Here is a 26,336-nt window from a genome sequence, read left to right as displayed (position 1 = left end):
CGTCCACCGTGAACCAATGGGCCAGGTGGAAGCGGTGCTCCTCGAGCCACGCGTGGACCTCCTCGATGGGGTCGCCCGCCGCCTTCATGTCGATGGCGTAGCGCACCAGCATGCCCTCGCCCAACGAGGCGCCGCGCGTGTCGCAGGTGTACACCTTGCGCTTCGGGTATTCGGAGGAGATGTTGTTGATCAGGTTCACCGTTGCCTCGTAGGTGCCCGATAGCCCGCTGGAGAATCCTATGTACAGCAGGTCGTCGCCCCGGCCCAGGATGCCGCGGATGATCTCGGCCGACGTCTGCTGGTTGGGCAGGCTCGTGGTGAATGTCCTCCCCTCGCGCATCATCTGGTAGAACATCTTCAGGTCGGTCGCCACGCCCTTGGTGTAGCTTGTGTACTCCTCACCCTCGCTCATGAAGCGCAGCGCCAGGATCTCGACGCCGGCATCTTCGATGATGTCCTCCGGCAGGTTGCAGCTGGTGTCGGTGAGGATGGTGTAGGACATGGGGGCTCCTTACGGGTCAGAAGTCTTTCGCAAAGCGTATCACATGTGCAAAAACAGATGAACGTCCTTTGCCTGACGCGGGGGAATCGGCCTTAGTCTATAATGGGCCGTTAGCAATTCAGACGGATGCATTCGCCAAGAAAAGGAAGAAGCCGTGGCCAACGCGTACAAGAACACGATGATCCTGCCTAAGACCGATTTTGCGATGCGTGCGAACCTTCCGCAAAAGGAGCCGGCGCGCCTGCAGTGGTGGGATGACATCGACATCTACCATAAGGTGCTGGAGAAGAACAAGGACGGCGAGCCGTTCGTGCTCCACGACGGCCCCCCGTACGCCAACGGCCCCATCCACATCGGCCATGCGTTCAACAAGATCCTCAAGGATTTCGTGAACAAGGTCAACGCCCAGCGCGGGTATTTCACGCCGTACATCCCCGGATGGGATTGCCACGGCCAGCCCATCGAGCACGAGGTCGAGAAGAAGGTCGGCACGGAGAAGATGAACGCGCTCCCGCAGTCCGTCATCCGCAAGATGTGCCGCGAATGGGCGGAGAAGTTCGTCGACGTCCAGCGCGACGGGTTCCGCCGCCTGGGCGTGAACGCCGATTGGCAGCACCCGTACCTCACCTTCCAGCCCTCGTACGAGAGCGCCAACGTCGAGGTCTTCAAGAAGATGTACCTCGACGGCGCGGTGTACCGCGGGCGCAAGCCCATCCATTGGTGCACGCACTGCCATACCGCCCTGGCCGAGGCCGAAATCGAGTACGGCGACGAGGTGAGCCCCGCGATTTTCGTGCGCTTCGAGCTGACCACCACGCCCTCCGGCTTGGAGGCGTATGCGGGTTCCGTCGACGTGGCCATCTGGACCACGACGCCCTGGACGCTCCCCGCCGACGACGCGGTGATCCTGCATCCCGATGAGAAGTACGTCGCGGTCCTGCACGACGGGCGTCCCACGATCTTCGCCGAGGCGCTGGCGGGGAAGTGCTGCGAGCGGTTCGGCTGGGAGCACGCGCTCGTGGAGGGCGCGGACGGCGAGCCGTGGAGCGCGAAGGGCATCGATCTTGCCGGAAACGAGTACAAGCAGCCCATCTTCGGCGACCGAGGCGCGACGGGCGTTTTCATCTACGCAGATTACGTGACCATGGAAGACGGCACGGGCATCGTGCATTCCGCTCCCGGCCACGGCGTGGACGACTACAACGCGGGCATGAAGTTCGGCGTTCCGGTGGTCATGCCGGTCGATGACGACGGCCGCTTCTACGAGGGCGAGGGAATGGGCACCGGCGGCCCGTTCAGCGGCATGGAGGTCAACGAGGCCAATCCCGTGATCGTCGAATGGCTGCGCGAGCGCGGCACGCTGATCATGCACGAGGACATCTCGCACAGCTACCCGCACTGCTGGCGCTGCCATCAGCCCGTCATCTTCCGCGCCACCAACCAGTGGTTCGTCTCCATGGATTCCACCGGCCTGCGCGAGAAGGCACTCGACGAGATCCACCGCAACGTCGAATTCGTCCCTCAATGGGGCGTGAACCGCATCGGATCGATGATCGAGGACCGCCCCGATTGGTGCATCAGCCGACAGCGCAGCTGGGGCGTCCCCATCCCGGTGTTCACATGCGCCAAATGCGGCGAGACCATTGCGACGGAGGAGACATTCGACGCGGTGATCGACCTGTTCAACAGCGAGGGCGCCGACGCATGGTTCACGAAGAAGCCCATGGAGTACCTGCCCGCCGGCACGTGCTGTCCCGCGTGCGGCGCGTCGGGCGCGGATATCCTGCCCGAAAAGGACATCCTCGACGTCTGGTGGGAGAGCGGCGTGTCCCATGTGGGCGTGCTGAGGCACCGAGCCGATCAGGACCGCCTGCGCTGGCCAGCGGACATGTACCTGGAGGGCAGCGACCAGCATCGCGGCTGGTTCCAGAGCAGCCTGCTCTGCGGCGTGGGGGCGTACGGAACCGCCCCGTTCAAGCGCGTGGTGTGCTGCGGCTTCACCATGGACGAGAACGGCGAGAAGATGTCCAAGAGCAAGGGCAACGGGGTCGATCCCGCCGTCGTGTGCGGCAAGTACGGCGCGGATGTGCTGCGCCTGTGGGTCGCATCCACCGATTACTCCGTCGATGTGAACGTGGGCGAGACCGTCCTGAAGCGCACGAGCGATGCGTACCGCCGCTTCCGCAACACGTTGCGCTTCCTGCTCGGCTCGCTCGATGATTTCGATGACGAGGCGTGCGCCGTGCGCGAATGGGACGCGCTGCAGCCCGCCGGCCAGTGGGCGCTTGCCCGGCTTGCGCAGGTCCTCCAACAGGTTGACGGCTACTACGATGCGTACCAGTACCATCGCGTGTACCGCGTTCTGTACGATTACGTGGGTGAGCTCTCGAGCGCATACCTCGATCAGCTGAAGGACCGCCTGTATTCCGAGGCGGTCGACTCGCCTCTGCGCCGTGCGGCCCAGACGGTGGTCTTCCAGATCCTCGAGGTGCTGGTGCGCGTGCTCGCGCCCATCCTGTCGTTCACCACGGAGGAGGCGTGGCAGCAGTATCCGCCCCTGATCCGGGATCGCGCGGGGCGCCCCGAGAGCGTCCAGCTTGCCGGATGGCCCCGGGTGGACGGATTCGTCCCGACCCTGCCTGCGGATGCGGATCGGGTCCTTTCCGATTTCGATGTGGTGCTCTCCGCGCGCGAGGCTGTGACGAAGGCCATCGAGGATGCGCGCGCCGCCGGCTTGGTCAGCAAGAGCCAGGAGGCCGAGGCGGCGCTCACGGTGCCCGCGGCGGCGCTCCCCGTGCTGCAGAAGTTCGACGCCGCGTTCTTCAGCGAGTTCTTCATCGTCGCGGCCGTCTCCTTCACCGCGGGTGACGGGGACGAATACTCCTGTGCGGTTTCCAAGACCGAGCTGGAGAAATGCCCGCGCTGCTGGAACCACCGCCCTCTCGGTGGCAACGCCCATCATCCCGGGGTGTGCGAACGCTGCGGCGACGTGCTCGACGGACTGGGCTTTTCCGAAGAATAGTGCCGGGAAGGACGGACAGGAAGCCGATTCCGCGCAAGGCGATCGCGCTTTTCGGCGCGGTCGCGCTCCTGTGGTTTCTAGCCGACCGCGCCACCAAGGCGGCGGTCGACGTGGTGCGCCCGGGGACTTTGCTCGTCCCCGATGTGTTGGGGCTGTTCGAATTCCGCCTCGTGCACAACACCGGGGCCGCATGGGGGATGTTCGGCGGAAGCACTGTCGCATTGGGCGTGTTCAGCCTCGTCATGTGCGCTGCGATCGTCTGGTTCCTGTTCGCGCTCGAGCGTGGCGGCACGGCGTTGGAGGGCATTGGGCTCGCGCTCGCCTTTAGCGGGGGCATGGGCAACGCGGTCGACCGGTTCGCGCAGGGGTACGTGACCGATTTCATCAACTGCACCTTCATCGACTTCCCCGTGTTCAATGTTGCCGACATCGGGGTCACCTGCGGAATCGCCCTGTTCTTCATCGCGTGGATCGCTGCCGACCGTGGATCGCGGCCGGAGGGCGGCGCACCCGGGGGCGAATCCTGATGGCCCGCTCCTTGCTCGTCGCCGTGCCGGAGGATGCGGCGGGCATGCGGCTCGACGCCTTCCTTGCCGCGCAGGGGTGCTACGAAAGCCGCAGCCAGGCGGCGAAGCGCATCGATGCGGGCGCGGTGTTCGTGAACGGTGCCGCCGCGGCAAAGAAATACGCGGTGCGGGCGGGCGACACCATCGTGTACGAGGAGGCGGAGGCGGTCGAGCACGTTCCCCTTGCCGGGGATGACATCCCCCTGGACATCCGCTACGAGGACCGATGGATGCTCGTCCTGTCGAAGCCGGCGGGGCTGTGCGTGCATCCCGCGCCCAACCACTATGGCAGCACGCTGGTGAACGCGCTGGTGTTCCGATACGGGCGGGACAACCTCGCCCATGTGCAGGGTGACGACAGGCCGGGGATCGTCCACCGCTTGGACATGGACACCAGCGGGTTGATGATGTGCGCGAAGGATGACGACTGCGGAAATGCCCTGCAGGAGCTCATCCGCGTCCACGATGTCGACCGACGGTATCTGACGCTCGTGCATGGACGCGTGGCCTACGACACCGGCATGATCGATGAGCCGATCGCACGCGCCGACTACGACAGGCTGCGCATGGCGATCTCCTACAAGCCGACTGCTCGCAACGCGTTGACCACGTTCACGGCTCTCGAGCGATTCGATGCCGGGCCGAAGGATCAGGGGTACACGCTGCTGGAATGCAGGCTCTACACCGGTCGCACGCATCAGATTCGCGTCCATATGGAGCATATCGGCCATTGCTGCGTGGGGGATTCCCTGTACTCGTGGGGGCAGCCCGCCGCCCAGATGGGACTGCAAAGGCAATTCCTCCATTCGTACTACCTGAGGGTGACGCACCCTATGACGGGTGAGGACATCGAGCTGTGGGATGGGTTCCCACATGATTTGCAAGGGGTTCTGGATCAGCTCGCATCGCGTTCGCAGGGGCGCACCGAGGCGGGGGAGCGGATTCTTTCCCGATTGCGGCAATCGTCCCCATGCGGCGGGTTCGGCAGGGGACGTGCAGATCGGATGCGGTGAGCCCCTTCCAGGTTGGCACGGGTGTTCGTGGAGATAGCTCCGGGGAAGCTGGGGAAATGGTGTTTCTTCCAGGTGGGCACGGGTGTTCGCCTGGTGGCAGGTGGCAACTCGCAGGCTTTCTCAGAAGAAGGGGAGCGGTTGGGCACGGGTGTTCGCCTAAGGGAAGATGGCAACAGCGGTCGATGCTGCTTTCTTCCGGGTGGGCATGGGGATCCGAATTGGATCGGAGCGGATTTGCCTGGCGGAAGGCGCCGGGAGTGGAATCCGCCGCCGTGCGATTCTTCCATGATCTGGAGATTGCCCACCGTTCGAGATGCGGGGTAGTACACTAAGCGCAGGCACTACGCGAAGGGATGCTCATGGGCAAAAAGCAGAAGACCGTATTAGTCGGGGTGACCGCGGGCATCGCGGCGTATAAGGCGTGCGAAATCGTGCGGGGTCTGCAAAAGGCCGGCGTCCGCGTGAAGGTGGTCATGACCAAGAACGCCACCCATTTCATCACGCCGCTGACGTTCCAGGCTTTGACCGGGGAGGATGTGGGCGTCGGTATGTTCGACGATCCCGCCGACCCCATTCCCCATATCCATCTTGCGCATGAGGCGGATCTTCTCCTCATCGCGCCGTGCACGATGAACGTGATGGCGAAGCTTGCGAACGGCATCGCCGACGACCTGCTCACCTCCACCGCGCTGGCGATGATCGCGCCGATCCTCATCGCGCCGGCGGCGAACGAGTACATGTACTCCAATCCCGCCAGCATGCGCAATATGGCGACGCTCACATCGCGCGGGGTGGAGTTCGTCGAAGTTGACGAAGGCTACCTCGCCTGCGGAGACGTGGGGAAGGGTCGTTTGGCCGACGTGGACAGGATCGTCGCCCGCGCTCTGGCGAAATTGGGGATCATCGGCGACATGAAAGGGCTGCATCTGCTGATCACGGCAGGTCCGACGATCGAGCCGATCGACCCGGTCCGCTACATCACCAATTTCAGCAGCGGGAAGACCGGGTACATGTTGGCCGCCGCCGCCGCCCGTCGCGGAGCAGAGGTAACTATCGTGAGCGGGCCGGTGGCCGTGGATGCTCCCGAAGGCGTGAACGTGGTGCATGTGCGCACCGCGCGCGAGATGCGCGATGCGGTTGCGGAGGTGTTCCCCTCGTGCGACCTTGCCATCTTCGCAGCGGCGGTCGCAGACCTTCGGCCGACCGACGAAGCGGATCACAAGCTGAAGAAAGGGCTTGACGACGTGGCGTTATCCACCATCAAGCTGTCGCAGAATCCAGATATCCTCGCGGAGATGGGCCGTGCGAAACGCGGCGACCAAGTGGTCGTTGGTTTCGCGGCAGAGACGAACGACGTGGTGCCGAACGCGCGGAAGAAGCTTTCCGCGAAGCATGCCGACATGATCATCGCGAACGAAGTGGGGCCGGAAAAGGCATTCGGTACCGAGGGGAACGAGATTTGGATGATCACGGCAACCGGCGAGGAGCATCTGCCGTATATGCTGAAGACCGAGCTGTCGGATATCGTCCTCGATCGCACTCTCGACCTGATGAAATAGGACAGCCAACTATGGACAGCCAACTAGGACAGCCAACCGTATTGTTTGCCACCACGCTAACGCGACCTATGCCAGGTAGGGAAGTATGGCGCGGTACTCCGCGACGAGGTCGGGGAGCCTTTTTGCCGCGTTGGCGGCGCTTGTGGACGGGAGCTTGATGGCCTTCCTTCCGGTGGCAGATTCACACAGTTGACGATAGAGATCGAACGATTTGGCTCCCGTGCAGAAGATCGCCCGTATGGATGCAGCGTTTAGAATGGGATTCAGGTCGTTCGGTTTCGGGTTGCGGATGCTCGCGTCGGATGCTCCGATGATCTCGCACTGCGCCAACACGTCCCACAGCGCGACGCCATGCGCGAGCATCTGGGAACGACGGGCATCGTTCGAGCGGGCGAGGGGTTCATCGAAGAGCTGCGCCATCACGCGCCAGAATCTATTCTGTGGATGGCCATAGTAGAACCCTGCCTCGCGCGATTCCGGACTAGGCATGGTGCCGAGTACGAGCACCTTGGAATGCTCGTCGAAAATCGGGTCCAAGGGATGGATGATGAACTGCAGGTCGGGCATGCGGTTCCTTGCGTTCGGTCGGGGTGGCGGAAGCGCTCGCAAGCGTTTCTCAATGAAGCTTAGGATGACACAGAATGGTGGTCATAATCAACTGCGATGTCATGCCGTCCACCTTTTTCATCGGACGTTTTTCATCGGACCCAGCGCATACGGTTCACAGCCGATTCCCTGTCTAGCGACCCGCACCAGGCTGCTTTGGGCATGCTACCACATGGGCAGACGCCCCAACTTAATGTGACAAACAACACGGTTGATTGTCATGTCCGCACCCCCCGGTTAATTGTCCGATTGTCACAGGTCGATTGTCACAGAGGTGCTTCATCGAGCAGCTGGCGGGACCGCCCCGTGCCATATAGCAGCTCGACCGCGCAACTACCTGAAGTCATGAGCCCCCGAAGGGCGCCATCCGGCCTTCCAGGGTTAGGAAAGGCCGGAAACCCCCGAAGCTGGCCCATCGGGGATGGGTCCCGGCGCGCAGGTTGGCGGAAGGTGCAGACGGTAGGGTGTTTTTCCGCAGCAAGGTATGAGCTTCCCACCGCGCCCCCGCCCCGGGACAAGCTGCTTGATATTTGCGGGAAGGCAAACAAGCAGGAGAGTTGGCCCGCCGGAAAAAGCCGAAAGGTATCCTGGCTACGCAAGCCTCTATGCGAAGGAGCGAAGGTTCAAAAAATGTCGCCCTATCTAGTGTGCATTTCCCAAGCAGGTGAAAAATCTTCCTTGAAAACCGTATGGCGCGCGGGTAGTATATCTTCTGCCGTTCGGATGGGACGGCTATTACATCGATCGGGTTGTGGCGCAGTTTGGTAGCGCACTTGACTGGGGGTCAAGGGGTCGCAGGTTCGAATCCTGTCAACCCGACCAGGAATTAGCAGGTCAGAGCGGTGTTACGCTTTGGCCTGTTTTCCGTTTGTTGCCTTACGTTGACTAACTCACCGCGCGGAATAGGATTATAGGTCATTTCGGGTCGTTGATTTTCACCGTTATCCCAGTTCAAGTGCCATAGAACAGCTCTGAAACCTATAGGTAGGCCTAGCTCGCAAGCGAAGGGAAGCGCATGGCGAAGCGTGCGCTGACGCATGTCCAGGACGCATGGCCAGGAAAAGAAGGGGTTAAAGGACATTTCGTGTTGATGGATTTTGCTGTAACCCCAGTCCAGATGCCCTTTTCCCTTTAAAAAGTTGGCGGCGACCAACTTTGAGGGTGGACAAAACGTGTTGATGAATCGCTCCATAACCCCAGGTCAAACCCTGTAAAACTGCCCTGAAAGTTGCCCGTGGTTCAATTGCGGGCATGAATACCCCGAAATGCCCTGTGTGCGGGAGCAGAATGGTACGGAACGGCAAGACTGCCGCGGGCTCGCAGCGATGGCTTTGCAGGTCTTGCAGGGCGACCACCACGCACAGGATCGACAACGCTGCAAAAGAAGTTCCCGTCGCCTGGATTGTGACGGCGGGCGCTTCCTTAGGGAACCACTGATGAGTTAGTCTTCATTCGCCCAAGCCCCTTCGGATGGTGATTTTTCGGATTATAGGACATTTCGTGTTGCCGTTTTCAGGCATTGTCCCAACTCATGCCTTGAAAATTTTTCAGAGATTTTTCAGGCGACTGCCATCTAATTCGCTTGAGGGTGACGAAGCGATCAATAAATCAGTGCTTCCTGGGCGCCATTGCGTCTTCGCGACGCCATCTTCCCTATATGCCGGCGATGCTTGCGAGGTATTCGCGGAAGGCATTGGTCATGGTCGGCTCGGTGAACGCGAATGAGATGCAGGGCGCGTCGGTCTTTATCATCACCGTCCCGACGTTCTCCCGCGCGATTACGAGCAGGTTGGCGGGAACCTTGCTCGCACGTACGATTCTGAGGCCCCGGCTTTCCGAGACGAAGCGGTCGGCAGCGCGGATGTGAGCTGCCATCTCGTCATCTTGGTAGAGCATGCCGCTGCAGCCGAAGTATCCCGCGCACGGTATTTCCAGATCCCGTGCGTTCTGGTCGGGCAAGGCCCAGGCGGGCGATCGCGGCACGACGAGGGTCACGCGTGCCTTCTTCGCGAGCTGTCTGACGAACATGCGCGCCGAGCGGGTGGACTCGGCGATCGGTGCGCCCGATGCTCGCTCTTGGAGCGATGCGATCACGTCTTCGGGCATGGTGGCCAGCGTCGGCGATCCCGCCATGCAGAGCGCATCTCCGCCTGCCGAGAGCAGGTCGTGCAGGGACTCCCATAGCCCTTCGGCGTCCCCCTGCGGCGAAATGCGCATGAGCGGCTTGCAGAGGGCGAAGTAGTTCTCGAACTCGCGTTCAAGCGCATGGATCGGCTCTTGCTCGATGAAAAGCTCGTTGAGCATCTCGTCGGTCTCCTCCCCGATGGAGAACGACGAGACGGCGCATGTATCGGGCGCGATGAACAGCGTCCGGCGGCATATTCCGTCGCGTAGGCGGGGGAGGTAATGTGGCTCGATCGCGCCGGTCAGGTAGATGGGCATCCATTTCGCAACCGCCTCGAACAGTTCCGTGAGGTCACGTTTCAAACTGTGCACGATGCGCACGCGGTTCCCCGCTGCCAGCACCTGCCTGAACAGCTCCGCCCACTGAGCGGTGAACATCGGGTCACGATAGAGCCATTCCATGTTCTCCTCGCTGAGAAGCAGGAGGGTCTGAGGGCGGGGGTGCTTCAAGACGAGCGTGAAGAACTGCAGCACGGCCTCCTGCTTGCCCGCATCGCCGTAATAGCGGCTCTTCACCGGTGGAAGCGCCGTTTTCGGCCTGCGGCCCGATTCCGGCGCCACCGCCTTTTGGGAATGCGAGAAGCTATCGACTATCGTCGAGATGACGCCCTGCCGCTCCGCCGCTCCTGAAAGCCAGTGCTCCAGCATAAGGGAGGCGTGCGCTTCGTCCGCGGGCCATTTGGTGATTCCGACTGCTTCGGCCAGGGCGGCGCGCTGGTATTCGGACTCCGCGCGCTCGCGCAGAAACGCGGCCATGGGGGAGAGGAACTCGGGGTTCTTCGGCAGCGAACGCGTGCCGTTGCGCAACCGGCTCACATGCGACGGATCGAGCGAGACGGCCCGGCCGAGCGCCGCGGCGCTCGTATTGGTGACCTTCATGGCAAAATCAAGGCGTTGGGCGAACATGGCGCACCTTTCTTTTTGCGTGGAATGGCGTTTCCCCACGACATTATGACATGAAGCGTGCCATAACTGGCACGAAATACCTTTTTCTGGCAGGTTATCGCAAGTGGAAAGCGAGTTACCCTTACTGTGAGCCGAAAAAGCCTTCTGCGCTGAGAATGAGGCTCTGAAGGCGTCGAGGGATAGGGGGCGCTCATGAAACGACGGTACACCTTGCTCGCATTGGTGATGCTCGGATGCTGCCTTGCGCTTGCGGGATGCGGCGGAGGCGAATCGAACTCGGCCCCCACCTCCTCCTCGAGTAGCGTCGAAAGCCCCTACATCGGCAAATGGACTGCGGTGGTGGCGGTCATCTTGGGGGAGAACAAGCCCGCCGACCAAGTGTACGAAAAGGGTTTCTACATCGACGTCAAACCCGACGGCACCTGCATGGTGAGCACCGATGGCAGGGAGTCGAAGTTCGATTGGGAGAAGACCGACGCGGGCTTCAAGGTCAAGGACCTCGATTTCGATCTCGCCGTCGATGGCTCGACGGCGACCATGGAGGTGGTCGGGCAGACGCTGGTCCTCACGAAGGACGGGGCGGAACTCCCTGCCGCGTATGCGGTGAAGTCAAAGGACCCCTCGGCCAGCGCATCGGCGAACCCTCAGGCGCAGCATGCCGCCCCGTTCATCGGCACCTGGGATCTCTACGAGATACCCGGCGATACTACCCATGAGGACGTCGAGCGGGCTAAGCAGGAGGGGTGGAACGCGTACGTGGAGATCCGCTCCGATGGAACCATGCTGATCGTGGCAAGCGACGAATCCGCTTCGGGGACATGGGAGTCGAGCAGCGATAGCAAGGGCACATGCATGATGGACGGCGCCGGCTTCTCCGAGGATCTGAGCATCGAGGGGGGCAAGCTCGTGATATCGAACGATCAGGGCGACAGCTCCCTTGTGCTCGAGAAGCGGGTCTGAGCGCGGCGCGCGATCGATCCTTTGAGAGCCCCCGGTTGGGAAAAGGGAGAGGAGAACGATGGATGACCGGATGAATTTCCAAAATGACGCTCGGATTTCGCAAGCCCCGCCTCCGCCGGGTGCGGTCCCTCCTGCGTCGAACCCCGCGGCAGCGCAGGCCTACCCTCCGGCGCCAACGATGCGAACCGCACCCCAGGCGGCGCCTCCGTCGCCCGAGGCCCAGGCGGGTCCAGCGAACGTCCCGCCGACTTCCCAGTGGCAGACCGCCGATTACCGGCCGGCTCCCATCGAAACCGGGGGATTCGGCTTGAGCTTGGCGGGGCTCATCACTGCGTCTCTCGGCGTGAGCTTGGTCGGCCTCATCCTCAGCATCGTCGGTCTGAGGAAATCGCGGGTGGTCAAACGCGCAACCGACGAGAACAAGAAAGCCAACGCCTCGTTCGTCATGGGCATTATCGGCACCGTATTGGGCGGGCTGGGGCTGCTCGCCGAGATCATCCTCGCGATCGTCCTGCTCGTCGGGGGCATTGCCGTCCTGCCGTCGATGGTGGACGGGCTATCCTCCACTGCAACGATCTCGTCTCCGAAGACGGCGGCGGGTGTCTTCTCCGGCGAGGACGCGAAGGCGGTTGCGAACGATTTGAAGAAGACGCTGCTCAACGATTTGAAGGCGTCGAAGTGCAAAGACGGCGCGCTGCAGGTCAAAAGCCTGAAAGTGGATTCGAGCAAGTGGTATGTCGATTCGGCGAAGAACAACTGCCGCACGGTCAAAGGCTCCGCTGTCATCGATTACGGCGGGAAGACGAGGGAGGTCGTGTATGTGGTCGATTATGTCGAAGCCGGTGACGGCAACTGGTACCTGTACAACTACACGTTCGACTCCTACGATATCTTCCCGGCGCAATTCGTTTCCAATAGCGGCGTCGAGCAGGGGCTCTACGAACCCGCTGAGATAGGCCCCATCAACGAGACGCCCGCGGCTCCCGATCGGGGCGGGCAAAATGCGGCGCCGACCCGCGGGGTGGCGGAGGTTGGCGGGTCGTATTACGGATATGCCGGCATCCCCAACACGTCGCCGTACTCAGGGGTGTCCATCAGCATCTCGGACACGCCGATATACGCGGAAGTCGGCTCCGATGGGACCATGGAGCTCAGCTATTCCTTCTCGGGCATCGATTCGACCGGCTATGTATCCGTCGACCTGCCGGTTGACGTATACGGCGGTGTTTCGGGTGGAGGAGGGCAGTACGCTGCCTCCGGAGGCGGAGAATGCGAAGGAGTCTATTCGAATCAAGTCGGCGGTGGAATGGCCGTGAGCAGCACGGTCTACGTCTCCGTCGATGCGACCATTGCAGCTGACGGAACGATGACGGGCACGGTGACGCAATCGCTTGTTTCCTACAGCGATCCTTCGGGAATGTACAACCCCTCGGGCGCATTCGACGTCTCGTTCGATTTCACAGCGTACCGATCATAGCTCTTCGCTACCCCACGACGGTTGCATCCCCTGTCCGATCCGGGCAGATACGAGAGAAACGAGAGAAGCGCAAAATCGAGAAAGGATCCGAAATGAACGACATGAACCATGCGGCCAACCCAAACCCCGATACGGGAAGCTTCGGCTGGGCTGTGCTCGGCTTCTTCATCCCGCTCGTCGGGCTCATCCTGTTTTTGGTGTGGAGGATGACGAAACCGGCGTCGGCACGGCAATCGGGTATCGGCGCCCTTGTCGGCGTGATCTTCAGCGTCGTTTTCAGCATCATCTCTGCGGCTACGGGCGCCGCGGTCATCGCGACGCTGTAAAATGAGACAATAAGCGGGGAGGGCTCCGGTCCTTCCCGCTTCGCTGCCGCATGATCGTCCGTCCGCTTGCCTGCGTGCCGCGGGCGCGTTAGTGCGATGTGGTCGCATTCCATTTTCTCGTTCAGAGCGGATTCCCTTGCGTTATAGTTTCCTAACGCTGTATACACCCGCACCGATCGAGGCTGCTATGAACGTAAATGAAGCGATCGAGCACGCGAACACCCTGCTTATCCCGGGTATGCTCTTTTTCGGCGGCGACGAGGCCGTCTTATCCGAAATATCCAAGAACGAAGAGGCCATCAAGGTGCTCTCCGATGCGTGGATGGCCGAAGAGGCCCCCGGCTTCACTTACGATCTCGTCTATGACCTGGTCGAACGGAACCGCGAGCTCTGCGAGGGAATGGATGCCGCGGTGTTGGAGAACGTGCGCAGCCCCAATCTCCCCCGCGGCCTCCCGACGCGGGATGCCGCCCGGGCGTTGGCCGCGCTGCAGCACCGCGCGGAGGCGAAGGTCCTCGGCGAGCTGAACGATGGACGCTTGACCAGGGGGGCCGTCTATGCCGGCGGCCGGATGAGCGGCACGATTCTGGGAATCGATATCGAGACCACCTCTCGCTATCCCGACCGCGGGTACATCATCAACGTCGGCTGGGAGTCCATGGAAATCGCCGCGGGAGCGGAGCCGTACGGGGCGGAGGCAGCCTACTGCGGGCTGCCCGCCGCGTATGCCGAGAAGGGCGTCCCGCTGGAGGAGATCCACCATATAGGTTGGTCGCAGATCGAAGGGCACGCCCCCTTCGACGCGGACGAGGCGTTGCAGGAGAAGCTGCTCGCTTTGATGGGGGCCCATCCCTACATCGCCCATAACGCCGCCTTCGAGGATTCCTGGTTCATGCTCCACTTGAGGGGGTACGCGCAGGCGCGCAAAGCAGGCAGCATCGTGGTGGTGGACTCGCGCGATATCTGCCGGAGCCTTGATCCCGAAGTTGCTCGCGCACCCTTCGGGTCGAACCCGGCGAGCTTGGAGAACTGGGCGCGTCGCCGCGGGACGCTCGCCGCGGGGGAGGATGAGAGGCACAACGGGCTCGACGATGCCGACCTTATGCTCAAGACCGTCCTCGCCGAGCTGCAGGTGCGCAACATACTCTCGTAGGGCATCCTTCTCTGAGGGGAGGCTCGGAGGGGAGGTGGAACTACGCCATGGCAAAGCTTTGCGTGGTGGAATACGGCGAGACCATGCGCGCAGCTTAGGAAACCAGCGCTCCGTTGTATTTGCGGATGGACCCCGCGTTTTCGACCGCGGTGAACCCCATCGATTCGAGGCTGCGTTTGGCTGCCCCGCTGCGAGCGCCGCTGGCGCAGTAGAGGAAGATAGGAGCGTTGAGGCTCGATGCGATGGAGCGCACGCTGGATATTTCGCCAACGGGGATGTTGATCGATCCGGGCACGTGTCCGGAGGCGTACTCGTCCATCGTGCGGACATCGACGAGCAGAGCGTTTTCGTCGTGCTCGCAGGTTGCCGCCGCTTCATTCAAATCGGCTCGCGAGCCGAAGATAAGTTCAAAAAGTTCCATGAGACGTCCTTTCAAAATTTTTGCCATCCTAGCAAATGGGGCGACGATCGACGGGCATCCGCCGCGCTGTTCCGAAACGGTCATCGTTTCAGCCCGGAAACTTCTTATTCGATTTCCCCGCGAGGATGGTAACCTGCCTGCAAGGCAAATCGCGGAAGGAACGCGCATGAAGATTCGTTTGGAGGGGCCGGCTGGGGACGCTGGCGAGCTGTTCGGCCAGCTGCGGCAAATCAAAGGGTGGTCCATCGCGCAGGCGGAGTTCAAACCCGAGGAGAGCAGGAACGAGGGAGATGTGGTGGTCTACGTGGAGATGGAATCCAACAAGAGCGCCTGCACCCGCCCCCCGGAGGGTTTCCCCTTGAACTAGCATTCGCACGCGTCACGTCTGCGAACGCCTGCTCCGCGCGATGCCTGCGCATTCGCTGTCGCCGCGATCGCGGGGGCGTTGCGTCGGATGGATCTCGCCTTGCTCGCGCCCGGGGCATCGCGATTCGCGCATCTTGGGTGAAGCCGCCGGTCCTGCTTCGCGCTTTCGGAGCGCCGATTCCCGAAACGGAGCATGCTTTTTTTGAAGCATTTCGCGCTCGCGAGGCCATTCCGCATCAAACTGTTCTCAGCGAAAACGAACGGAACCGCAGGGAGGGAAGATGATCGGGACTTTTGTCAATGCAGGCGCCATCATGGTCGGCAGCTTCATCGGGGGCACGGCGCGGCGGGCAATGAGCGAGCGGCTCAGCGAAGCCCTCATGGTCGCCATGGGGTGCTCGGCGGTGGTCATCGGGCTGAATTCTGCCGTTCAGAACATGCCGAACAGCGCCTATCCGGTCCTCTTTATCGTCAGCTTGGCACTCGGCGTGCTCGCCGGCACGCTCCTCGATATCGACGGAAGGGTGAATCGCCGCGTTTCGAAGGGGGCTGGCGGGGGTCTCGGCGAGGGTATCATCACCGCCTCCCTCATCTTCTGCGTCGGGGCGCTCTCGATTCTCGGGCCCGTGCAGAGCGCGCTGTACGGCGACAACACGTTCCTCTTCACCAACGCGATGCTCGACTTCGTGACGTCGATGGTCTTCGCTTCGACGTACGGCCTCGGCATCTGCCTCGCGGCGGGCATTCTCCTCTGCTGGCAGGGAGGGATCTTCGGCATCACGCTGCTGCTCGGCGATTTCATCTCCGGGTCCATGATGACCGAGCTATCGGTGGTTGGCGGCGTCCTCATCGCGATGTCCGGCTTGGGGATATTGAGGATAAAGGATTGCAAAACGCTCAACTTCCTTCCGGCGCTGCTGGTGCCGGTCATATGGTGCATGGTGGCGCCCCTGCTGTGATGCGGCTTGGCGGAGCCCGGGGGCTCCGCCCGCGCATGATCGCGGATGCCCCGGCGGGATCCGCCGGTGGGGCCGCAAGGCGCTGCGGATGCGAGCGGGGAATGCGACTGGCTCGTCCGCGGGTTGAACCTTTCCAGCCGCAAGGCGCTGCGGATGCGAGCGGAGAATGCGACCGGACGCGATGCGCATGCCCGGGAACAAGCCGCATGCGATGGGCGAGGAAGAGGGATCGGATATGGACTTCTCGAAAATCGACATGCTTCACGCGGCGCTCCTGATCATCGATATGCAGGAGGCATTCGTGAACCCCGAAGGCGCGCTTTGCATAACGGGCGCGAAGGACACGGTTCCCGGCATCGTCCAAGCGGCGGACGTCGCGCGAGAGGCGGGCGCCCAGGTGATCTGGGTCGTGCGGAGCTACGAGCGGGATGGAAGCAACATGGAACGCGCGCGCTGGGCCGACCTCGTCGCGCGCGGCTTGGAAGGCGCGGGCGTGCTCGCACCGGGCACCGAAGGTCCGAACAGCGCCCGGTTGGCGGAGGGGCTGGTTCCCCACGAGCGCGACCTGCGGGTTTGCAAGCCGCGCTACAGCGCGTTTTTCGGGACCGACCTCGCGCGGATGCTCCGCGACCGGGGAATCGACACGGTTCTCCTTGCGGGGACCACGACGCCCAATTGCATACGCTCGACCTGCTACGATGCGCTTTCATACGATTTCGACGTGGTCGTGCTCGAGCCGCTGTGCAGAAGCAATACCCCCGAGATCCAGCAAGCTAATATCGATGATATGCAGCGCGCCGGTACGACGATCCTTCGTTAGATCGTCGAGGGGCCGATGTTGCCCTTCGGAGGATAGGTGCGGGTCATCGCGTGCCCCGCGACGAGCGGAATCGTCCGAGCTTCATGGGTATTCTCCGCACTCAGCGATTTCAATGAGAGAGGAAGATTGTGCAGAACGAGCTGAAACTGCATCGTGTGTATCGTCGCTTCAAAGAAAACTACTATTTGGTGGAGGATATCGCCCACGATTCCGAGACGAATCAGGCTATGGTTGTGTACCGGAAGCTCTATGGCGACGGTTCCCTGTGGGTGCGCCCGCTCGAGATGCTCCTGAGCGAGGTCGACCATCGGAAATACCCCGATTGTTCCCAGACATTCCGTTTTGAGCTGCAGGAGATCGAGGGATAGGGAGCGTCTGCCCAGCCTGGTAACCGAGGTCCTTCGTGTGCCTGGGCGAGACCGGGGCCAACTTCGGAGGTTTCCAGCTTTTTAATTTGCTGGATCGTTCAAAAACCCTATTCATGGGCCAACTTTCGGGGTTTCTAGCCTTTTCTTAGGCTGGCGTTCGCCACGTGCTTCGGTTTGAATCTGATCTGCCTTCCATTTCCCCAGTTCAAATCGGTATATGCAGAGATGTCGCGACGGCAACCTTCCTCTTTCAGAACAGGAAAAAGCTAGAAACCCCCGAAGTTGGCTTTGAAAGCTCCGAAATCGCGCTCTCAGCTTCACGAAAGATTGGAAACCCCCGAAGTTGGCCCCTGCCATCGGAGCATCGATCGTGCCGTCTCGGGGAGATGCCCTCGGCTAGCACTCCGCATGGCTACTGGTGGCTCTTCGTCCACTGTTGCAGGATCACATACACCGCTACGAATAGGACTCCGGCAACCGGCCAAACGACCCATGAAGTATCCCATGAGTTTGCGATGAAGCTGTAGGCAAGGTATAGGGCAACCACGGTGCACCAGTAGGCGATGGAGAACCAAGCAAGTCGCTTGCCGATCGCTTTGCTCTCAGGCGTATAATCCTCGATTTGGAGCAGCTTCTTGTAGCTGCCGTTGATGCTAGCGTTGCGGACGAAAAGGTACACGGATACACCGACGAATAGGAGCAAGAATGCGCCCGCGAGGTCCTCGTGCAGTGCATCGTTGAACATCTCGGACGCCATGCCGGTGATGATCCCCACGACGATGAGCGCCACGCCGATGGCAATGCTCATCTTGAATGTGCTGGCAAACGAATCGCGCTTGCGTGCAACCGCGGCTTCGACTCCGTATTCGAGTGTGATCTCCTCCTCGTCGAGATATTTGTAGGGCTTCAGCCGCATGGCGTTCAAAATGAAAACGAACACGGCGATGCCCACCAGGAGGAGAAAAAGGATTCCTCCGACTGCTTCCGCAGCGGCGGAGGGCAAGTCGATCGCGTTCGCTGCGGCCATGGAGGATAATACGGCGTTAGCGATGGGGGACCAGACGCAGAGCGCCGCTCCGACCGCGATCCTTTGGGACGTGGCCCTCACCAGGTCAAGATACTCGTTCGCCTCTTCAAGGGACACGGCCCTTCCGTGTGGTGCGGGGCGCACGGCCACTGCCTCGTCGGGAGTGGCGGTGGCGATGATTTCCGAATCGTCGGCGCCCTCTTTGAGCAGATAATCGGTGGTCACTCCGAACAGCTCGCTCATCTGGGTGATCTTGGTGACATCGGGTATCGATTGGGCGGCCTCCCATTTCGAGACCGATTGGCGTGACACGCCCAACTGCTGTGCGAGCTCTTCCTGGGACCAGCCCATGCGCTTGCGCAGGCCCATGATCTTTTCTGCGAGGATCATCTTGATCTCCTTGAGGTCGGGAGGTTTGTCTTCCGCATCGATGCTGGCATGAAGGTACCGTATCCCGGCGTTGCAGGCTACCAATCGTGCTTGGAAATATGTCAACCGGCGGTTGCATCTGCATATTGCACCGGGTGAAAAGCGGGAAGACCGTCCCCAGGACGTTTTCAGCCGAAGTCCGAGCCTCTTGGGAGGAATCGCTGTGCTTTTTCCGGAGCCGATAGAGCAAAGGGCCCGTGCAGGGGCAGATGCTCGCGCCCTATCCGAGGAAGGGCCACGTGGGGCGAGGCCGATTGCCGGGGCGGTTCGCCGACTATGCGGGCGGCTTGCCGGCGAGGGAGCAGCGCGGGCGGCGCGAAGGGGTACAGTCGATGCGGCGGCCCGTTCGTCGATGGCGGGCCGAAGGTTGCAACAAAGCCCCGCCGAAGCGCTGCCGGGAATGCAGCATGCGGGGCCGAGAGAGGAGATCGGCATGGACGAGAAGAAATGCTTCCGCTATCTGTGCAAATTGTTCCCAACCTGCAAGCATGCGGTGACGGCCTGCGGCGTCGATGACTGGGTGGACGAATCGAACACGATCGAAGACGGATCCTGCACCGAGGAGAACGGTTATCCGTTCTTCGAGGAGAAGAAGTAGCCCTCCGACGGATTCCGCTGTCTGAGGGTACATGCTCGGATGGCGCTCCCGCCCCGTTTCCCAACCGAAAGCAGGGGAGGGGAGGCTGTCTAGAAACTCCCTTTGAGACTACTGTGCATACTGCATATAGTGCTTCAAGAAACAGGTAGCCACGATATGTTATATGCTTGAACAGATTGACAGGAGTTGCAAGATAACCTGAGGGGGATGTCTCGAACTCTCGTGGAGAAACGCGTTGCTGGATGCGCTGGCGGTGCAATGCGAGTAAAGTAGCGAACCATGCGTTACCGTTTGATGCTGCTTACCGCAAGCCTAATCTGGGGATCGTCCTTCGTCATGGTGAAGGACATCACGGGCGTGGTCTCTCCCGCATGGCTTATCGCGTGCCGCTTCGCCGCGGCCACCGCCATCATGGTCGCCGCGACGTGGCGCAAGCGCCGGCTTTGGCTCGATCCGGCCTATGTGCGCTGCGCACTCGTGCTCGGCCTGTTCTATTCGGCGGCGTGGTACACGCAGACGGTGGGCATAACGTTCACGACGCCGGGGAAGAACGCCTTCCTCACGGCAACGTATTGCGTCATCGTGCCATTCGCCCTCTGGGCTCTCTTCAAGCGCAAGCCTGCGGGGATGAGCTTCATCGCCGCCGGGCTCGCGGTGGTCGGGATCGGCCTGATCACCCTCGATGCGGGGTTCTCCATCAACGTGGGCGACGTGTTGACGCTGATCTGCGCCGTGTTCTACGCGTTGCAGATCGTGTTCTTCGATCGCTATGTCGAAGGCCGCGATGCATTGGTCCTCATCGAGATGCAGTTTGCGGTCACCGGCGCCATCAACCTCGTTCTCGCTTTGGCGACGGAGCCCGTTCCCGCCTGGGCCTCGCTCCACGTCCTCGACTGGGCCTCGCTCGCCTATTTGACGGTGTTCTGCACCACGATCGCCTTGGTGCTCCAGGGGGTGGGGCAGAAACATCTTCCCGCATCCACGGCCGCGCTCCTGCTGTCGTTGGAAAGCGTGTTCGGTGCAGCGTTCAGCGTCGCTCTGGGCGCCGAGGTGCTCACCGCGCGCATCGTGGCGGGGTTCGTCATCGTGTTCGCCGCGGTCGTCGTCAGCGAATTAGGACCCGCTTGGTTGGCGGGCCGCCGAATGGCGCGGAGCGAGGCAACCCGGTTGGGCTAAGGTTTTTCGGGTGCTATGCCGAAATCGAGAACTCCCGTCGAAAAGCTTCGCCTGTGGGCCACTCCGGGTGTTTCCATACCTTTTCCGGCCTGAAATCTTCGCCTCGAAACGAGGATGGCGCCGTTTTCCCGGTTCGCAGGTTGATCGGCTCACCCTCTCCCGATTCCTCGGCTTCCAGAAAGGTTAGCAACCTTCGAAGTTGACCCGCAAAGGGCGTTTTCCGGCCCTTCAGGATTGGGGAAAAATGGCCCTCAAAGTTGGCGCATTGGAAAAAGATTTCAGGCAAATCAGGGGGCAAGATTCCGCGCACTGACTCTCTTACGGAGTAGTCGGTGCGAACGCATGGGCTATGGATCCCCTTGCCGGCTCAACTGCGGCGATCATGGCTATCGCCCTGCGGACGGCCGTCTCCTCGCGGCACCCCGATCCGATTCTTCCGCCCGATAGCAGGATGCCCGTCGTTCGACCTGCCGATTTTACGAACCTTGTGAACATGTGGATATTTTGCACCCGAACACTTTACTCTGCGCTAGTATATGCCTCACCGCTTCGAGCGGGGTACATGCATCGGATAAGGAGGCTGCCCATGAGCAGACAGGAGAACATCCTTACGATGCCTCACGATCAGTTGGAGAATCTGCAGGTCGGCGGCATCCAGAAGACGGTAATCGCGTGCTACGAGAAGATCCCGTTTTTTAAAAAGTCCTTCGACGAAGCCGGATTCGACCCGTATAGCGTGACGTGCCTTGCCGACCTGCAAAAGGCCCCATTCGTCACCAAACAGGACCTTCGCGACAACACCCCGTACGGCATGCTCGCCGTGCCGCTGCACGACGTGAAGGAAATCCACATGTCGAGTGGCACCACAGGCACCGCCACCGTGGGTGCATACACCCAGCATGACCTGGAGATATGGGGCGATTGCTTCGGGCGGGCCATCGGATACGCCGAAGGCGGACCCGACGACGTCATACAGGTGTGCTACGGCTACGGACTGTTCACCGGCGGCCTCGGCGCTCATTACGGCGGGCTTTCCGCCGGCTGCACGACGATCCCCATCTCGGCGGGGCAGACGGAGCGCCAGATCCGCGTGCTGCGTGAGATGGGCACCACCATACTGGCCTGCACGCCCAGCTACGCCATGCACATAGCGGATACCGCGATCGAGATGGGAATCGACCCGACTGCGGAGTTCCATCTGCGCACCGGGATCCACGGCGCAGAGGCCTTCAGCGCCAATTTCCGCGCCGATCTGGAGCGGAAGCTGGGATACCAGGTGCTCAACATATACGGCTTGAGCGAGACCATGGGGCCGGGCGTTGCCGTGGAATGCATGGAACAGAACGGCCTCCACATCGCCGAGGACCACTTCTACTGCGAGATCATCGACCCCGAGACCGGGGAGGTGCTGCCCGACGGCGAATGGGGCGAGCTGGTCATCACCACGCTTGACCGCGAGGCATCCCCCGTGGTGCGCTACCGCACCCGCGACATCACGCGCATCATCCCGGGCGAATGCGCCTGCGGCCGCACGCATCGCCGCATCGACACCCTGCACGGGCGCACGGACGATATGCTCATCATCCGCGGCGTGAATGTGTTCCCCAGCCAGATCGAGGATGTCATGAAGACGTTCTCCCAGGTGAGCAGCTGGTATCAGATCGAGCTCACGCGTCCTTCCAACTTGGATGTGGTCACGCTCAAGGTGGAGCCCGCCAGGGACTTCGACTTCGACGAGATCGCCGCTTTGGAGCGCGTCCAGCGTGATATCCAATCGGCGCTGAAGAAAGCGCTGGCCATCTCCGTGCGCGTGAAGATCGTCGAACCGAAGAGCATTCCGCGCAGCGAAGGCAAGGCAATCCGCGTCATCGACAAAAGGGAAGGGGTGCGGTAGATGATCGACCAACTTACCGTTTTTCTGGAGAATAGCGAGGGCCGCCTGAGGGCGCTTGTCCGCGCCCTTGCGGATGCGAACGTCAACATGAGCGCGTTGACCATCGCGGACACCGCCGACTTCGGGCTGGTGCGGATCATATGCGCCGACCCCGAACGCGCCGCCGCGGTGCTGCGCGACAACCATTTCCGCGCGATGGTGACCAAGGTGAGCGCCATCGAGGTGCCCAACCACCCGGGCGGCCTGGTCGAGCTCATGGACCTGCTGGCGGAGCATGGGCTGAACATCGAGTACGGGTACTGCTTCAGCGTGAACGACGACAAGGCGGTCGACGTTCTGAAGATCTCGGGTTCGAAGGAGGCCGCGCAGGCTGCTGAGATCTTGCGTGAGGCGGGCTTCAAATCGCTGGGCCAGGACGATCTGCGGTAGCCTCGCATCCGACGGCGCAGCCGCCCCGTCCGCTTGCGGAGGATGGTGCCGTGCGCAGCGCGGTGCGATGCCTGCTTCGTCAAGATAAGAAGAGGGAAACGGCCTGTCGCGGGCGATGGCGCGGGGGATCGAAAAGGATCGAGTCGCAAGGGATTGGCTCCGGGGCATTCCGGGGCCGATCCCCTCAGCTGAGACGGCCGATTTCGGAAGTCGTCCACCTAAGGCGACGACTTAACGCGCAGGCGGTGCGCCAAGATGATTGCGTTGAGGTCCTTGCGTCCGGATACGGCGGCGAATGTTACTTCGTGCCGAAGATGCGGTCTCCGGCGTCGCCGAGCCCGGGAACGATGTAGGCATCGTCGTTCAGGCGCTCGTCGATCGCGGCAATGTAGATGTTCACGTCGGGGTGCTTCTCGCGTACTGCGGCGACGCCTTCGGGGGCGGCGACCAGGTTCATGAGGCGCAGGTTGGTGCAGCCGCGCTTCTTCAGGCTGTCGAGCGCATCCACCGCGCTGCCGCCCGTTGCGAGCATGGGATCCACGACGATGATTTGGGATTTCTCGACGCCTTCGGGCATTTTGAAGTAGTATTCCACCGGCTGGTGCGTGGTCTCGTCGCGGTACATGCCGATATGCCCGACATGGGCGTAGGGCATGAGCTCGAGCAAGCCGTCCACCATGCCGATTCCGGCGCGCAGGATGGGCGCGATGGTGATGAAATGCTCGGACAGCTCGGGGAACGTGGACGTGCAGATCGGGGTCTCCACCTCGACGGGGATGGTGGCGAAATCACGGGTGACCTCGTATCCCATGAGCAGGCTGATCTCCTTCAGGAGGAGGCGGAAGTCCTGGCTCGAGGTTTCCTTGCGGCGCATGCGTGTCAGCTTGTCGAGGATCAGCGGATGGTCGAGAACGTGGACTTCGCTCATTGGGCTCCCTTTCACGGTGGAATATCGATCGGAACACATTATAATCATCCGCGAACCAAATGGGCGCGCGTCCCCGATCCCTCTGCATAGATACGCATGCACCCGCTCAACGCGGGGGAGCCGGGCCATGGGGCGCGCAAGAAGCAAAGGAGGGCCGTATGGCCGACCGCGAAGTGCCAGCCATGGGTGCGCATGATGCCCCCGACGCCGTGTACGATGCGCGCGAACTGGGCAAGCCGAAGATGGCGCTGTTCGGGATACAGCACATGTTCGCCATGTTTGGGGCGACTATCCTGGTTCCCGTCCTCACGGGACTCTCCGTCTCCGCGACGCTTCTGTTTGCCGGCTTGGGCACGCTGCTGTTCCACCTGATCAGCAAGGGAAAGGTCCCTGCGTTCCTAGGCTCGTCGTTTGCCTTCATCGCTGGATATGCCGCCATCGCGCCGGCGGGCCAGCCCGAGCTGCTTCCCTATGCCTGCCTGGGCGTCGCCTGCTCCGGCTTGCTCTACCTCGTCCTGTCCGCGCTGTTCTCCGTGTTCGGGAGCGACCGCGTGATGCGCTATTTCCCTCCCGTGGTCACCGGGCCCATCGTCATCGCCATCGGGCTCATCCTCGCGAGCAGCGCGATCGCCAACTGCCAGACCAACTGGATCGTCGCGCTCATCGCCATCGGCGCCATCGTCGTCTGCAACATCTGGGGCAAGGGCATGATCCGCATCGTCCCCATCCTCATGGGCGTGCTCGTCAGCTACACCTTAGCCGCCGCGCTGGGCGAGGTCGACTTCAGCGGCGTGGCCGACGCCGCGTGGATCGGGCTGCCCGTACTGTGGGATAACACGGTGTTCAGCCTGTTCGGCCCCCAATTCGACAGCGGACTGGCCCTGACCGCCATCATTACGATCATGCCCATCGCGCTCGCCACGATGATCGAGCACATCGGCGACATCAGCGCGATCAGCAGCACCTGCAACCGCAACTTCATCGCGGAGCCAGGCCTGCACCGCACGCTTCTGGGCGACGGCCTGGCCACCATCCTCGCCTCGCTGTTCGGCGCTCCTGCCAACACCACGTACGGGGAGAACACTGGCGTGCTGGCGCTAACGCACGTCTTCGATCCCCGCGTCGTGCGGCTGGCGGCATGCTTCGCCATACTGTTCAGCTTCTGCCCGAAGTTCTCCGCCATCATCGGGGCCATGCCCTCGAGCGTCATCGGCGGGGTGTCGCTGGTGCTCTACGGCATGATCAGCGGAGTGGGCATGCGGAATCTCATCGAGAATCGGGTCGATCTGGGCAAGAGCCGAAACGTCATCATCGTCGCCATCATACTGGTGCTGGCGATCGGCATCGCCTACAGCGAGGCGGGCGCCATCGTCATCCCCGCCGGCGGCATCGTGATCTCGCTTTCCGGGCTGGCGATCGGATCGCTCGCGGGGATCCTGCTGAACATCGTGCTCCCGTATGATAAGGACCTGGTCGTGGCCCCCGGTTCGGCCGAAGATCCGAAGGCGGTCCTGAAGGGCATCCCCGGCGTGGTGGAGAAGCTGAAATAGCGTCGGAAGGGCACATGGCGCAGCCTATCGATTCGAAATGCAGACGAGTCTCGCTTGCTCAAGGCTTCGAATGGTCGACATCGTTCCTTCGTTGCGAAGGCTGATTTCGAGGTCGGGCGTGTAAAGAGGCGAGATGCGGGTTGCAGCCCGGGGCTTACGCCTCGCTGCTGGGGCAGAGGTCGCTGATGAAGCACTCCGTGCACTTGGGATTGCGCGCGCGGCAGAAGTCGCGTCCGAAATGCACCCATTGGTGGTTGATGTAGAGCCACTGGTCTTTCGGATACACGTTCAGAAGCGCTTTCTCGGTTTTCTCGACGGTGTCCGCGGAGGGCCCGGCGAATTTCAAGCGGTGGGCGATGCGGTTCACGTGCGTATCGACGGCGATGCCCTGGGCGTTCTTGAACGCCTCCGCCATCACCACGTTGGCGGTCTTCCGCCCGACCCCGGGCAGCTTCTGCAGCAATTCGATGTCGTTGGGGACGATCGCATCGAATTCCGCCACCAACATGGTCGCGAGCCCCTTCAGGCTCTTCGCCTTGCTGCGGAAGAACCCCAGGGGGTGGATGATGTCCTCGATGTCCTCGAGCCGCCCCCCCGCCATGTCCTCGGGGGTCGGATAGCGGTCGAACAGCGCGGGCGTCACCTTGTTCACCGCCGCATCGGTGCATTGCGCGGACAGCACCACGGCGACGACCAGCCTGAACGGGTCGAATTCGTAATCGAGGGAGCATGTCCCCTCGCCGTAGCGGGCCATCATGCGCTCCTCCACGAAGGCGGCTCGCTCGCGTTTGGTTGCCATCGTCTCGCGCGGCATGGCGTTCCTCTCTTCCGTGCTTTCCCTTCCGTTCAGAGTATAGCGTTCCCGTCGGGATGCGCGGCATGAAGGTCATCTTCGTATCCGCGCCCCTCCCTACGGTCCATCTCCCGATTGCGGGGTCGAGCGCGTCATTCCCGCAAAGGCGTTCGTCCTCCCGAGTTTTGCAGTTAGATAGACTCCCCCGATTTCGCTTCACCCAGGTCAGGCCCCGCACGGGCCTTCTTTTTTGTCAAATCAGCATGACTGTTTATGCCTGTTACTGCATGTTACCATGGTGCAA

General features: G+C 61.8%; 24 protein-coding genes, 1 tRNA gene and 1 pseudogene. 19 read left to right on the top strand and 7 right to left on the bottom strand.

Features of this window, described 5'->3' with window-relative positions; translation table 11 throughout:
• The coding region (locus NOV21_RS06020) for a DegV family protein (RefSeq protein WP_283171780.1) at nt 1–502 on the bottom strand (502 nt) is incomplete at its 3' end.
• 154 nt (nt 503–656) lie between these two features.
• Between NOV21_RS06020 and ileS the strand changes: the two genes are divergently transcribed.
• The 4 genes from ileS (at nt 657) to coaBC (ending at nt 6,662) form a co-directional block, all read left to right on the top strand.
• The gene (gene ileS / locus NOV21_RS06015; protein ID WP_283171339.1) at nt 657–3,524 is read left to right on the top strand and encodes an isoleucine--tRNA ligase; all 2,868 of its coding nucleotides are present in this window, start codon (nt 657–659) and stop codon (nt 3,522–3,524) included.
• Nucleotides 3,524–4,051 carry a signal peptidase II gene (gene lspA / locus NOV21_RS06010; RefSeq protein ID WP_283171338.1) on the top strand — a complete coding sequence of 176 codons (528 nt, stop codon included), beginning with the start codon at nt 3,524–3,526 and terminating at the stop codon, nt 4,049–4,051. Before ileS ends, lspA begins: the two co-directional genes overlap by 1 nt.
• Nucleotides 4,051–5,103, top strand: a complete 1,053-nt coding sequence (locus NOV21_RS06005) for an RluA family pseudouridine synthase (protein WP_283171337.1) — start codon at nt 4,051–4,053, stop codon at nt 5,101–5,103. Before lspA ends, NOV21_RS06005 begins: the two co-directional genes overlap by 1 nt.
• Nucleotides 5,104–5,462: 359 nt before the next feature.
• The gene (coaBC, locus tag NOV21_RS06000) at nt 5,463–6,662 is read left to right on the top strand and encodes a bifunctional phosphopantothenoylcysteine decarboxylase/phosphopantothenate--cysteine ligase CoaBC (RefSeq protein ID WP_283171336.1); all 1,200 of its coding nucleotides are present in this window, start codon (nt 5,463–5,465) and stop codon (nt 6,660–6,662) included.
• 66 nt (nt 6,663–6,728) lie between these two features.
• Here the strand turns inward: coaBC and NOV21_RS05995 are convergent, their stop codons facing one another.
• Nucleotides 6,729–7,229: a DNA-deoxyinosine glycosylase gene (locus NOV21_RS05995; RefSeq protein ID WP_283171335.1), complete on the bottom strand. Its 501-nt coding sequence runs from the start codon at nt 7,227–7,229 to the stop codon at nt 6,729–6,731.
• A 784-nt stretch (nt 7,230–8,013) separates the two neighbouring features.
• Between NOV21_RS05995 and NOV21_RS05990 the strand changes: the two genes are divergently transcribed.
• Together NOV21_RS05990 and NOV21_RS05985 are read left to right on the top strand one after the other, a co-directional pair.
• Nucleotides 8,014–8,090: transfer RNA gene (locus tag NOV21_RS05990), tRNA-Pro, on the top strand.
• A gap of 429 nt (nt 8,091–8,519) precedes the next feature.
• Nucleotides 8,520–8,651, top strand: a pseudogene (locus NOV21_RS05985) (IS1/IS1595 family N-terminal zinc-binding domain-containing protein); the annotation flags it as partial.
• 270 nt (nt 8,652–8,921) lie between these two features.
• Here the strand turns inward: NOV21_RS05985 and NOV21_RS05980 are convergent.
• The gene (locus tag NOV21_RS05980) at nt 8,922–10,358 is read right to left on the bottom strand and encodes a hypothetical protein (RefSeq protein WP_283171334.1); all 1,437 of its coding nucleotides are present in this window, start codon (nt 10,356–10,358) and stop codon (nt 8,922–8,924) included.
• A gap of 192 nt (nt 10,359–10,550) precedes the next feature.
• Here NOV21_RS05980 and NOV21_RS05975 point away from each other — a divergent pair, with 192 nt between their 5' ends.
• The 4 genes from NOV21_RS05975 (at nt 10,551) to NOV21_RS05960 (ending at nt 14,274) form a co-directional block, all read left to right on the top strand.
• Nucleotides 10,551–11,318: a hypothetical protein gene (locus NOV21_RS05975; RefSeq protein WP_283171333.1), complete on the top strand. Its 768-nt coding sequence runs from the start codon at nt 10,551–10,553 to the stop codon at nt 11,316–11,318.
• A gap of 178 nt (nt 11,319–11,496) precedes the next feature.
• Entirely contained in the window at nt 11,497–12,795 is a 1,299-nt protein-coding gene (locus NOV21_RS05970; RefSeq protein ID WP_283171332.1) for a hypothetical protein, read from the top strand.
• A gap of 92 nt (nt 12,796–12,887) precedes the next feature.
• Nucleotides 12,888–13,121, top strand: a complete 234-nt coding sequence (locus NOV21_RS05965; RefSeq protein WP_283171331.1) for a hypothetical protein — start codon at nt 12,888–12,890, stop codon at nt 13,119–13,121.
• Nucleotides 13,122–13,308: 187 nt separating this feature from the next.
• The gene (locus tag NOV21_RS05960; RefSeq protein WP_283171330.1) at nt 13,309–14,274 is read left to right on the top strand and encodes a 3'-5' exonuclease; all 966 of its coding nucleotides are present in this window, start codon (nt 13,309–13,311) and stop codon (nt 14,272–14,274) included.
• Between the two features lie 94 nt (nt 14,275–14,368).
• On the opposite strand, the gene NOV21_RS05955 is transcribed toward NOV21_RS05960, so the two are convergent.
• On the bottom strand, nt 14,369–14,695 hold the full coding sequence (locus NOV21_RS05955; protein WP_283171329.1) for a rhodanese-like domain-containing protein: 327 nt from the start codon (nt 14,693–14,695) through the stop codon (nt 14,369–14,371).
• Nucleotides 14,696–14,861: 166 nt separating this feature from the next.
• Between NOV21_RS05955 and NOV21_RS05950 the strand changes: the two genes are divergently transcribed.
• From NOV21_RS05950 to NOV21_RS05935, 4 genes are all read left to right on the top strand, one after another.
• Nucleotides 14,862–15,062: a hypothetical protein gene (locus tag NOV21_RS05950; protein ID WP_283171328.1), complete on the top strand. Its 201-nt coding sequence runs from the start codon at nt 14,862–14,864 to the stop codon at nt 15,060–15,062.
• A 280-nt stretch (nt 15,063–15,342) separates the two neighbouring features.
• Nucleotides 15,343–16,020 carry a DUF554 domain-containing protein gene (locus NOV21_RS05945; protein ID WP_283171327.1) on the top strand — a complete coding sequence of 226 codons (678 nt, stop codon included), beginning with the start codon at nt 15,343–15,345 and terminating at the stop codon, nt 16,018–16,020.
• A gap of 187 nt (nt 16,021–16,207) precedes the next feature.
• The gene (locus NOV21_RS05940; protein WP_283171326.1) at nt 16,208–16,840 is read left to right on the top strand and encodes a cysteine hydrolase family protein; all 633 of its coding nucleotides are present in this window, start codon (nt 16,208–16,210) and stop codon (nt 16,838–16,840) included.
• Nucleotides 16,841–16,968: 128 nt separating this feature from the next.
• The gene (locus NOV21_RS05935) at nt 16,969–17,208 is read left to right on the top strand and encodes a DUF1653 domain-containing protein (protein WP_283171325.1); all 240 of its coding nucleotides are present in this window, start codon (nt 16,969–16,971) and stop codon (nt 17,206–17,208) included.
• A 412-nt stretch (nt 17,209–17,620) separates the two neighbouring features.
• Here NOV21_RS05935 and NOV21_RS05930 read toward each other — a convergent pair whose 3' ends face one another.
• Entirely contained in the window at nt 17,621–18,625 is a 1,005-nt protein-coding gene (locus tag NOV21_RS05930) for a helix-turn-helix domain-containing protein (RefSeq protein ID WP_283171324.1), read from the bottom strand.
• 472 nt (nt 18,626–19,097) lie between these two features.
• Between NOV21_RS05930 and NOV21_RS05925 the strand changes: the two genes are divergently transcribed.
• The 4 genes from NOV21_RS05925 to NOV21_RS05910 all read left to right on the top strand — a co-directional run bounded on the left by NOV21_RS05925 (nt 19,098) and on the right by NOV21_RS05910 (nt 22,761).
• On the top strand, nt 19,098–19,262 hold the full coding sequence (locus tag NOV21_RS05925) for a hypothetical protein (RefSeq protein ID WP_283171323.1): 165 nt from the start codon (nt 19,098–19,100) through the stop codon (nt 19,260–19,262).
• A 279-nt stretch (nt 19,263–19,541) separates the two neighbouring features.
• Nucleotides 19,542–20,438 carry a DMT family transporter gene (locus NOV21_RS05920; RefSeq protein ID WP_283171322.1) on the top strand — a complete coding sequence of 299 codons (897 nt, stop codon included), beginning with the start codon at nt 19,542–19,544 and terminating at the stop codon, nt 20,436–20,438.
• A gap of 586 nt (nt 20,439–21,024) precedes the next feature.
• The gene (locus tag NOV21_RS05915) at nt 21,025–22,332 is read left to right on the top strand and encodes a phenylacetate--CoA ligase family protein (RefSeq protein WP_283171321.1); all 1,308 of its coding nucleotides are present in this window, start codon (nt 21,025–21,027) and stop codon (nt 22,330–22,332) included.
• Nucleotides 22,333–22,761, top strand: a complete 429-nt coding sequence (locus NOV21_RS05910) for an amino acid-binding protein (protein WP_283171320.1) — start codon at nt 22,333–22,335, stop codon at nt 22,759–22,761.
• Between the two features lie 298 nt (nt 22,762–23,059).
• On the opposite strand, the gene upp is transcribed toward NOV21_RS05910, so the two are convergent.
• On the bottom strand, nt 23,060–23,689 hold the full coding sequence (upp, locus tag NOV21_RS05905; protein ID WP_283171319.1) for a uracil phosphoribosyltransferase: 630 nt from the start codon (nt 23,687–23,689) through the stop codon (nt 23,060–23,062).
• 158 nt (nt 23,690–23,847) lie between these two features.
• On the opposite strand from upp, the gene NOV21_RS05900 reads away from it, so the two are divergent.
• The gene (locus NOV21_RS05900) at nt 23,848–25,239 is read left to right on the top strand and encodes a uracil-xanthine permease family protein (RefSeq protein WP_283171318.1); all 1,392 of its coding nucleotides are present in this window, start codon (nt 23,848–23,850) and stop codon (nt 25,237–25,239) included.
• Between the two features lie 154 nt (nt 25,240–25,393).
• Here NOV21_RS05900 and nth read toward each other — a convergent pair whose 3' ends face one another.
• Nucleotides 25,394–26,053, bottom strand: coding sequence for an endonuclease III (nth, locus tag NOV21_RS05895; protein WP_283171779.1), 660 nt, complete (start codon nt 26,051–26,053; stop codon nt 25,394–25,396).
• Nucleotides 26,054–26,336: the final 283 nt, after the last annotated feature.

This window comes from Curtanaerobium respiraculi (assembly GCF_024609215.1).
GTDB lineage: Bacteria > Actinomycetota > Coriobacteriia > Coriobacteriales > Eggerthellaceae > Curtanaerobium > Curtanaerobium respiraculi.
The sequence above is the reverse complement of the archived record's forward strand: the minus strand, read 5'-3'. Positions and strand labels throughout refer to the sequence as shown.